The 10,931-nt window shown below is 35.6% G+C and carries 8 protein-coding genes; 3 read left to right on the top strand and 5 right to left on the bottom strand.

What is annotated here, in order from left to right; translation table 11 throughout:
- Window position 1 precedes the first annotated feature (1 nt).
- From ACHRVX_RS04000 to ACHRVX_RS04010, 3 genes are all read left to right on the top strand, one after another.
- Window positions 2–1,249, top strand: a complete 1,248-nt coding sequence (locus tag ACHRVX_RS04000; protein ID WP_395329455.1) for an efflux RND transporter periplasmic adaptor subunit — start codon at window positions 2–4, stop codon at window positions 1,247–1,249.
- A 430-nt stretch (window positions 1,250–1,679) separates the two neighbouring features.
- Window positions 1,680–3,680 carry a heavy metal translocating P-type ATPase gene (locus tag ACHRVX_RS04005; protein ID WP_395329457.1) on the top strand — a complete coding sequence of 667 codons (2,001 nt, stop codon included), beginning with the start codon at window positions 1,680–1,682 and terminating at the stop codon, window positions 3,678–3,680.
- Window positions 3,681–3,865: 185 nt separating this feature from the next.
- The gene (locus ACHRVX_RS04010; protein WP_395329459.1) at window positions 3,866–4,942 is read left to right on the top strand and encodes a BamA/TamA family outer membrane protein; all 1,077 of its coding nucleotides are present in this window, start codon (window positions 3,866–3,868) and stop codon (window positions 4,940–4,942) included.
- 4 nt (window positions 4,943–4,946) lie between these two features.
- Here ACHRVX_RS04010 and ACHRVX_RS04015 read toward each other — a convergent pair whose 3' ends face one another.
- From ACHRVX_RS04015 to ACHRVX_RS04035, 5 genes are all read right to left on the bottom strand, one after another.
- A complete protein-coding gene (locus ACHRVX_RS04015; RefSeq protein WP_395329461.1) occupies window positions 4,947–5,345 on the bottom strand; it encodes a tautomerase family protein in 399 nt (132 codons plus the stop codon).
- Between the two features lie 154 nt (window positions 5,346–5,499).
- Entirely contained in the window at window positions 5,500–6,153 is a 654-nt protein-coding gene (locus ACHRVX_RS04020; RefSeq protein WP_395329463.1) for a VOC family protein, read from the bottom strand.
- Window positions 6,154–6,542: 389 nt separating this feature from the next.
- Window positions 6,543–7,685, bottom strand: a complete 1,143-nt coding sequence (locus ACHRVX_RS04025) for a cytochrome-c peroxidase (RefSeq protein WP_395329465.1) — start codon at window positions 7,683–7,685, stop codon at window positions 6,543–6,545.
- A 313-nt stretch (window positions 7,686–7,998) separates the two neighbouring features.
- Window positions 7,999–9,486 (bottom strand): hypothetical protein, encoded by a 1,488-nt coding sequence (locus ACHRVX_RS04030; protein ID WP_395329467.1) that lies wholly within the window; start codon window positions 9,484–9,486, stop codon window positions 7,999–8,001.
- Window positions 9,473–10,930: a RagB/SusD family nutrient uptake outer membrane protein gene (locus ACHRVX_RS04035; RefSeq protein WP_395329469.1), complete on the bottom strand. Its 1,458-nt coding sequence runs from the start codon at window positions 10,928–10,930 to the stop codon at window positions 9,473–9,475. Before ACHRVX_RS04035 ends, ACHRVX_RS04030 begins: the two co-directional genes overlap by 14 nt.
- Window position 10,931 lies beyond the last annotated feature (1 nt).

The raw sequence follows: 10,931 nt of genomic DNA on the forward strand, positions 1-10,931 counted from the left end.
AATGAAAAGTATAAATAATTTAACCGCAAAGTTCGCAAAGTTTTTATCGCAAAGTTCGCAAAGAAAGGCAGCTTATAGCTTACTGCTTATAGCATATAGCATCGTGTTAACGTCATGCAATGAAAAGAAAGCAGAAGAAGCACCGGAGGAAGAAAAATCAGAAACGGAAGTTGGATTAACCGAATCGCAATATAAAACGGTAGGAATTGAAACCGGATTGGTTGAAAACAGAAATCTCAACAAAGTCATAAAAGCTAACGGTTATACAACAGTTCCGCCACAAAACTCCGCCGAAGTTTCGACTTTAATAGGAGGAACGGTGAAGGATATTTTTGTTTTGGAAGGGACTTTTGTAAACAAAGGAAAAGTGCTTGCAACGATTCAGAATCTGGAAGTAATTGAAATGCAGGAAGATTACCATTCGGCTACAGCCAATATAGAATACTTGCAATTAGAATACAATCGCCAGAAAACGTTAAGCGATGAAAATGTAAATCCAAGAAAAGTTTTTCAGGAAGTAAAAGCAAAATTAGCGGCAGAAAGAGCCCGTGCACAGGCAGCAAAAAATAAATTAGATGCATTGCATGTGGGTTCGAAAGGAAGTACATCATTAGTGCCAATCGTTGCGCCAATTAGCGGTTATGTGGGAAATATAAAAATTGCAAAAGGTGCTTATGCGCAAACCGGAGTAACATTATTTGAGGTGGTTGACAACAGCCAAATGCATTTGGATCTGAATGTTTATGAAAAAGATTTAGGTTCAATTTCAGTGGGACAGGTAATTGATTTTGTATTGACAAATCAGTCGAATAAATCGATTAAAGGAAAGATTTTCGGAATCAACAAATCATTCTCGAATGAAAGTAAAACCGTCGCAGTTCATGCCAAAATTGAATCAGCAGATGCAAAAGGACTGATTCCCGGTATGTACGTTTCTGCCAATATCAACATTACAAATGCCACAGTTCCTGCCTTACCAAAAGATGCCGTGGTTCGAAATGCCGATAAATACTTTGTTTTTATTGAAGAAGAAGAACATGCAGAACATGAGGAAAAGAAAACAGGAACTCAAGCAGCTCACGAAAAAGAAATTCACTTTAAAGCTATTGAAGTCATTCCCGGAACTACAGATTTAGGTTTTACCGAAGTGAAGTTTGTAAATGAAATTCCGTCCGATGCAAAAATTGTTACAAAAGGTGCTTTTTATTTGCTTTCGGCATTGAAAGGCGGGGGAGAACATGATCATTAAAATTGTTGTTGCAGGTTTCACGTTTTCTTTATTTCAGGTTGGTTTAACTGACATCGGACGCGAAGATTTTAGCAAGGTTCACAGTTTTAGAACATGAAACCTTAAACCTGAAACAAAAAAACAAAAATTAAACTTTGCGACTTTGCGTCTTTGCGCGATTCATAAAGTTGGAGCTAAATATGCTCGCAAAGACGCAGAGGCGCAAAGTTTAACACGGAATATTATTGACAATCGTACAGCTAAAGCAGGATGCAAGTCAAAAAACTTTGCGACTTTGCATCTTTGCGCGATTAAAATAACTTAAAAAAAATTCACACAAAATCCGTAAATTTAGGCAAAGTTTGAACCTGAAACAAGGAAAACCTGAAACCTGAAACAAAGAAAACCTGAAACAATTAAAATTTAAAATATAAAAATTTGAAACTTTCCTATGGAACATATACATAAAGAAGAAAAAATAACAAAAAAGAAAATCAATCAATCCGGCTGCTGTTCCGCACATGAAGATCATGGTCACTCAGATGAGGACGGACACGATCATGACCACGATCACAGCCACGATGCCGAAGGCGGTATTTTAAAAATGTTCCTGCCCGCAATAATATCCTTTATTTTATTGCTTATTGGTATTGCGTTAGATCATTATTTTCCGCAAAACTGGTTTACGGGTTATGTCAGAATCGGTTGGTATGTTGTAGCGTATTTGCCTGTTGGACTCCCGGTTTTGAAAGAAGCGTATGAAAGTATTATGAAAGGCGATGTTTTTTCAGAATTTTTCCTGATGTGTATTGCCACAATTGGTGCTTTTGCGATAGGTGAATATCCTGAAGGTGTTGCGGTAATGTTGTTTTATACCATTGGCGAAAACTTTCAGGGATTGGCGGTAAGCCGGGCAAAATCGAATATTAAAAGTTTATTGGACCAGCGTCCTGATGAAGTAAATGTTTTACAAAATAATATTGCCACAAAAGTCAAAGCGGCCGATGTTTCTATTGGATCGATTATTCAGCTTAAAGCGGGAGAAAAATTAGGTTTGGATGGCGAATTATTGTCTGATACCGCTTCGTTTAATACTGCGGCACTAACGGGAGAAAGTAAACCTGATACAAAAGTAAAAGGAGAAGCTGTTCTTGCCGGAATGATTAATGGCAACACAATTGCATTAGTAAAAGTAACTAAAGTGTATAACGATAGTAAATTGTCCAAGATTCTGGAAATGGTACAAAATGCCACGACCAAAAAAGCACCAGCCGAATTATTCATTAGAAAATTTGCTAAAATTTATACGCCAATTGTCGTTTATCTGGCGATTGCGATTTGTGTAGTGCCAATGCTTTTTGTAGATAATTATGTTTTTAACCAATGGTTGTACAGAGCTTTGGTTTTTCTGGTAATTTCATGTCCGTGTGCTTTGGTGATTAGTATTCCCTTAGGTTATTTTGGCGGAATTGGCGCTGCAAGTAAAAACGGAATTCTGTTTAAAGGAAGTAATTTTCTGGATAGTATTTCGACGATTCAGAATGTGGTAATGGATAAAACCGGAACCATGACCGAAGGTGTTTTTAAAGTTCAGGAAGTTATTATTTCGGAAGATTTTAATAAAGAAGAAATATTGAAATTCGTCAATGTTCTGGAAAGCCAGAGTACACATCCCGTGGCAACGGCGATTCATAATCATGTGGGAGAAATCGATGCTTCAATTGAATTGAAAAATGTTGAAGAAATTTCGGGACATGGTTTAAAGGCTGAGATTAACGGAAAAGAACTGCATGTTGGGAATTTCAAACTGATGGATAAATTCAATATTAATTACGACATAGATCCCAATGAAGTCGTTTACACAACAATTGCTATTGCATACGATAAAAAATTTGCAGGATATTTAACGATTGCAGATGAAATTAAAGCCGATGCACAAGAAGCCGTAAACAAACTAAAAGCCTTAGGCGTTAAAGTAACAATGTTAAGCGGAGACAAATCAAATGTGGTTCAATTTGTTGCTAATAAACTGGGAATCGCAAATGCATTTGGAGATTTACTTCCCGAGGATAAAGTCAGTAAACTAAACGAAATAAAGGCAAAAAACGAAACCGTAGCTTTTGTAGGCGATGGTGTAAATGATGCTCCGGTTATTGCTTTAAGTACCGTAGGAATTGCGATGGGAGGTTTAGGAAGTGATGCCACAATTGAAACGGCAGATATCGTGATTCAGGACGATAAACCAAGTAAAATTGCGATGGCAATCAACATTGGAAAACAAACGAAAAAAATTGTGTGGCAAAATATTACTTTGGCTTTCGTAGTCAAAGCTTTTGTACTGATTCTTGGAGCAGGCGGATTAGCGACAATGTGGGAAGCCGTTTTTGCTGATGTTGGAGTTGCACTTTTAGCCATATTGAATGCCGTAAGGATTCAGAAGATGAAGTTTTAATCAATCGCCGCAATTTGCGGCGATTATTGTTTTTTATTACTTTCTAAAAGATCGACTATGAATGAATGCGTGAATTTTTTACTTCAAACGTGGTTTCATTTTATAATATGCAACACAACATTAATTAAATTAAATAATTGTTTTTAGGTGAAGTGGTAGTTTTGTTTCAGATCAAAAATAAAACCATGAAAAAAGTACTTTTAGTATTCATAAGCCTGATATTGAACCATTCGCAGGCGTGGACACAAACAAACATATCTGATAGTATTTCAACAGCCAAAGCAAAAACGAAACGTGTAGATTTTAACGTAATGCCGTATATCAATTATAACAGAACGCTCGATTTTATGTTTGGCACCATCCCAATGATGATGTACAAACTGGATAAAAAAGATACAATTTCGCCTAAATCATTATCCGGAATTTCAGCCGTTTATACCACGAATAAATCTTATTTTATATCCTCGTTCAATAAATGGTATTTTAAAGAAGATAATTGGCGCGCGCAGCTTTTTCTGGCAACGGGAAATCAAAATGCGCAGTTTTTTGTGGATGATATCGATGTCCCTGATTTCTATGATTACGGAACCAAAGCCAATATGATCAACTTTATTCTGCAACGCAAAGTAATCAAGGCTTTATATGCGGGCGTTGGTTATGCTTATGCGCATTACGATACAAAATACGAAGATGATATTGAGCCAGGTTCAATATCCCACACAAATGGTTTACAGTTTAATGTAATGTATGATTCGCGCGACGAAGTATATTATCCGACGAAAGGCGATAAAATAAAATTGCGATGGCTTAATTATCCTACATGGTTTGGAAACTATATTAATGCGAATAAAATGATCTCAGAATATGATAAATATTTCCCCATGCGAAACGGAACTGATGTACTTGCTGCACGTTTTTATGGTAAATTCGGTTTAGGAAATATTGCCTTTGAACAGCAAACTACAATTGGCGGAAATGACATCAGAGGATATTCTGAAGGGAAATATCGCGGAGACGGATTAATAGATTTACAGGCAGAATATCGTTATAATTTTGGTAAAAAAATGGGATTGGTCGGTTTTGTAGGTTTGGCGACTATTTATGGATCTGATACTGAAAGTTTCAACTGGAAATTATATCCCGGAGCCGGAGCCGGTTTTCGGTATCGGGCATTTAAAACAGAAAAATTTAATGTTGGCTTAGACGCTGCTGTCGGAAAAGGAGATTGGGGTCTCTATTTTAGAATCGGCGAAGCTTTTTAAATCATTATTTCTTGAGATGTTTAGGTTCCTGAATTTCCCCATTCCCAAAAGACCAGTTTTCAAGACCATTATTTTCCAATAAAACGATAATCACATTATTAATGAGGATTGCTGTGGAAGTAGAAATTCTCGTAGCAATTTGATGATATAAGTTTTTCTTTTGTTCCAAAGTTCTTCCTTGTCCGGCAGTTATCTGAACATAGATTATATCTTCAGAATGTGAAATCCCAAGGTAACTTTCAGGATATCTTATTTGATGAGGTTCCAGTTCTTCAATAACATGAAAATAATCGTCTTGCGGAATATGAAATTCGGCTATTAAAGACTGATGAATCGAGTCTGAAATATTGTTTTTTGTTTCTAATGAAAGTTTTTTGGGAAGGCTGATTCTGACGAATGGCATTTTGGTATTTTTTTATTTAGTAATCATTTACAGCAAAGATAAAAGCTCAATGCAAAGAAGATATAAATTTAAAGAAAATAAAATAAAAATATTGATATTTTCTCCTTGCGATAAATCCGACAGGTTTTCAAACCTGTCGGGTTTGAATACGTAATTAAGAAAAAGACAACTCAATTTCAGTTCCGTTATTTTCAATTTTAACCTCGGTTTTATTACTTTTAGAAGGTGTTTGAGTTGGATACCAATTTCGACCGGGCTGAACCATAATTAATAAACCTTCGTTATCACCAATTGCAGCAAAAAAATCGCTATTGGCATTTTTACTAAAGAATTCAAAACCGTGTTTTTCAATTAACTGATTGCCTAACTCTAACGGATTTTCATTCACGATTCCGATCTCGCTGATATTCAAAATCGCTTTAGAACTAAATTCTTGAGTTTGGGCATTATTGAGATCATGTCTTGCGATAAATTCTAATAAATTGCCATTATTATCATAGAAATAAATGGCGTTTGCATTCCAGTTTTCAAAATTTGTAATGACTTTTTCATCTTCTATAAAAATCAAGTTGACTTTGCTTTTACACCAGTTAATCGCTTCATCAAGTTTGTTCTCCGGAATATTAAAGGCGAAGTGATAAATAGAATCAAATTTAAGATTTTCAATGAATTCCAGAACCGAATTACCTGCCTGAATCGTAACAGAATTTTCGCTTTTTTCTATAATTGGTAATTCTAATATATCCTGATAAAAGTTAATAGTATTTTGAATATTGTTTGTCTGAATTTGGATGTGTTCTAATTTCATAATGGTATTTTTTATAAAAGAAAATGTTTCTTCCGTTTCAGACAAATTTAAAAAATGATGCTTCTGTTTTTGTTTGTGAGTCATTTTATACTTCAATGAAAGAATAGTAAATTGTGATTAGAATTTGTCTCCTATTTCGCAAAATATAATTAAAACAGAGAAACATAGATTTTTAAATATAAAATAGATGTTTTTAGAAAATCACGCTTTTTTTTTGATAGTTACGATGGGATTTATTTGAAGTGAATCGGCTTATAGATTTTTGGGCCTATGTTTCTATGTGTTAAAAAGATAGCGTAATCTCATTGAGGTTTAATAAATAAAAAGCCCGTTTCAATTAAGAAACAGACTTTATAATTTGAGAATTTTTGGGGCAATTAACAAATCATTTATTTTGGCATAGTTGGTGTCATAATTCTTCGTGTTGGCGTACTTAGCGTTTCGATAAAAGCCAGAAGATCGCTGATTTCTTCTTTGTTTAAATTCAGTTTTTTAAGCAAAGGATCCGGTTTCGGAATCAAAGAATCTCGTTCTGTTCCCAGATATTTTTTCTGAACAGGCGAGGGATTTCCCAAATTATATAATTCAACAACATCCAGTAAGGACGGAAAATGTCCGTGATGCATCCACGGTTTTGTATTGACCACTTCGCGAAGCGTTGGCGTTCTGAATTTGCCAATATCCGCTTTATCTTTAGTAACATTATAACGTCCGAAATCTTCATTTTTAGTTCCAAATAAAGTTTGTCCGTCGTTATGAAACTGATTGTCGCTAAAATAAGGTGTATTGTGGCAATTGATGCATTGTGCTTTGGTTCTGAATAAATGCAAACCTTTAACTTGTTGGTCTGTAAAAGCTTCGGATTTACCGCTCACAAACTGATCGAATTTACTTTTAGGACTGTTAATCGATCTTTCAAAAGTGGCAATTGCATATTGAATTCTTTCTAATGACACTTTTTTATCTCCAAACGCAGCTTCAAAAAGCTCGTTATATCCTTTAATTTCGGCAATTTTATCAACGGCGATCGTCAGTTTTTCATTCATTTCAAGCGGATCACCAATCGGGAATTGCGCCTGATCTTCTAAGCTTGAAGCGCGGCCGTCCCAAAATAAAGTTTTGGCATACGCCGAGTTTAAAATCGTCATTGAATTTCGTTTTCCCGTTTGGCGATCGTGACCAAAGGAACGCGTTAAATTATCTGTCCAGCCCAATTCAGGATTATGACAGGAAGCGCAGGCAATTTGTCCGCTTGTAGATAACCTCGGATCAAAAAACAAGATTTTACCCAAACTTTCTTTTTCCTTCGAATACGGATTATACGCCGGATATGGAACTGCAGAAAGCACTCCAATATCCCGGAATGCTTTTTTGTCGATACTTTTATCTAATTGTGGTGCGGGCCATGATGTGGGATCGCCACTGGAATACAGTTTACGCAATTGCTGAACATCGATATATTCTGGTTCCCCGATGCTTTTGTAAGCAGTAAGGCTTATTAAGAAGAGGAGAGGGATTATTAGTTTTTTCAATTTGTTTTTTTGTTTGATTTTTTTTGTTTGATTTGTTTCAGGTTTTTTTTGTTTCAAGTTGCAAATTCAGTGGCAGTTTTCAGTCTCGGTCTCAGTCTCGGTCTCAGTCTCGGTCTCAGTCGCATTTTTGTCATCCTGAGGAACGAAGGATCGCACAGATACTCCACACAGAAATTCGCCAATCTTTGTCGATTTTCGTGTGTGATTCTTCGTTTCTCAGGATGACAAGATTGTGTTTCTTTGTCTCAACGCGACTGAAAACTGCGACTGCGACTGAGACTAAAAACCGTGACTGTAAACTGTAAACTCAAACCTAAAGAGTAACTTCCTTAGGACAATCAGCGTTTATCGGATTAATTTTCGGATATGTTTTATTGTTGTATATTTTGTATTGTCCGGAAACAGTACCTCCAAAGAGTTTGTCATTTGTCAGTTTTAATTCGAAAGAAATTTCAAATAAACCGGTGCTAATTTCCTTGTAAGTTCCTTCGCCGGAAATGGCGATGATATGACCCGGTTTATCTTTTCCGTCGGCAGTTTTTCCTGATGGCGCAATGGTAATATCTTGCGGGATCACTAAAACTTTACCGCTGGTTTTACTGTTTCCTTTATCAGGGAAAAATTCTAAGGCTGATGTAATATTAAATCCAGGTGAGGCTGCACCTGATGTTGCCTCATTGCTAAACCATCTTTTTAGGTTGAAAGAATTGGTTGTTGACGTTCCGGTAGCCACATTAAAACCAATTTTGAAGGCATCATGATATACATCATCATTTGGGTTTGCCGTGCCTTTGTCGCTGTATAAAATGGCATTTTCATTGTCTTTTGCTACCACAACCGGAAAAGTAAATGCATTAAATGCCTGCCATGCACAAGTTCCGCTTTTGTCAAACCAGTTTTCACCATAGGTTAAATAAAACTGATTTGATAAATCGTAGAATTTAGAAGCCGGATTTGCATTAACATCTCTTGGCGATTTTATAGGTTTTGCAATCGTTAAATTAAGATTTCCCGTGGCATTATAGTTGGCAATTGAAGTAAGGGAAATTTTGGTTTCATACCGAACATCATCATTTTGAATATCTTCTAAAAGCGTTAGATGATAGGTTATCGAACTTCGGTTATCACCGTAATCATCATGGGTCAAGGAATATTCAAAACCATTTTGAAATTTAAAAATAGAAGCGTTTTCTATTTCAGAAGGGAAAAATCCATTAGGGAAATTGACTTTAAAATCGATTGTTTCGCCCATTTCTCCTTTTACAATATATTGCGTGACCGGAAAAGTATAATTGGTTGTTATGGGTGCAAGTTCAATTTTGAAAGTATCATTGGGATACGTTGTATTTAAATTTCCAATATGAATTTCAGGATCTGATACTGTTTCCAGTTTTAAGGAAATACTTTGGTCTGCAGCCCATCTTTTATCGAATGAAACAAAAATAGTATCCGTTAATTTATTTCCTTCAAATACTAATTGATTTACCGGACTTACGGTAAAACTTTCGTTATCATTAGTGGATGAAACTGCACTGAAATTTGCCGTTACCGCATTTTTTAAGGAACGCGTGGTTAGTGCAACGGGAATTTTCAAGGTTTTTACTGAACTATTTGTATAAGTAGATTTGGGAACTAAAATCCCGCTTACTGATGGATATTCTAATGGGACATTATTACTGTTTACCAAAAAATTAAACCTCAAAGAAGGATCTATTTCTGAACCTAATTTATAATCGTCTTTTGAGCATGAAGCCACTAGAAATGCGATTGAAAGTATGCTGAATATCTTAATATGATTCATTTTGCTGTAGGTTTAAATTAAGATTAATATTGTATTGTGGTATTGGTAATACGAATTTAAGTGACGGATAAGCCATGCTGCAATTTGTTGAAATACAGCCATCGTTTCTGGTAATTCCTTTGTGATGGCGAACGAGATCAAAAAATAAATGCCCCTCAAAACAAAGTTCCTTTCTTCTTTCTAAAAGTATATCCTCTTTGAGGTTTGAAGTACTTGTTAATAAAGTCGCATTAGCACGTGCACGAATCGTATTAACGTCTGCCATGGCAAGTGATGGCTGATTGTTTTCAAGAGCAGCTTCGGCACGAATCAAATACAATTCACTTAATCTAAACGCCACATATCCTGCATTATCCTGAAATTTACGTGTAAAGTTGTAAGGTGCAGAAGTCAAAACTCCGTTAACTAAAGTAGGAAGATTAACAGTAAGAAATAGTTGTTTTCTTAAATCATTATTTTCATAAAGATTAACAAGGTCGTTTGAAGCTACATATCTGGCATACGTTCCTGAATTATAACCAAAATAATTGGCCATTGATGTTGATGTGGCACTTTCTGAATCCTTTGGAACCGAAAATTCCAGCAAAGCTTCAGAAACAGGAAGATCAGGCTGTGCCCATTGTGATATTAAATCGGCAGTATTTACTAGTGTAAATCCGGAGTTTGCAATTATATCATTGGCAGTTTCGTATGCTTTTGTCCAGTCTTTTTTGTACAAATAAACTCTTGCCAGTAAGGCTTTTGTATTATTTCGGTTAAAATAGGAATAAGCAGGTCCCGACATTGCAGAGGCATCAGAATAAGAATCGATTGCAGATTTTAAATCTTCAATAATTAATGAATATGTATTTGCAAGGGTTTCTCTTTTTGGATATTTAAGCCCTGATTTTATCGATTCCTTACTGTAGATAACTCCTAAATGTGATGCATCAGGCGTGTATCCGTAATCCTGACAATAAATCTGTGATAAAATAAAATGTGCATACGCCCTAATCGTTAAAGCTTCTGCTTTTATCTGATTTTTTTCGGTTTCGGTTGCATCTGTTAGTTTCGGTGTATATTCTAAAATTAAATTAGCCTGATTAATAATGCTGTAATTACTGCTGTAAAATGAGGCAGAATTACTGGTTTCTGCGACATCTTCAAAAGAATATACTTCTCTAAGATTAACTCCCGGAGTAATTTGTCCTAAACTATTTCCTGAGGAATTGGGAGTGAATTTTATATTTCCGCCCTGCAAATCTCCATATACAGAAAAACGTTCTTCTCTTACAGTACTTTCTACACTGCGATAAAGCCCTTTTAAAGCTATTAAAACGCCTTCCTTGTTTTGCAGCAATTCGTCTATAGAAGTTTGTGTTCCGGGTTCTTGTTCCAGAAAATCACTACAGCTTTGCAATGAAAAAATCAGGAATGCCATTGTTATGTATTTTAAATAATTCATT

Source organism: Flavobacterium sp. FlaQc-47 (assembly GCF_044006475.1).
In the GTDB taxonomy this organism is placed as follows: domain Bacteria; phylum Bacteroidota; class Bacteroidia; order Flavobacteriales; family Flavobacteriaceae; genus Flavobacterium.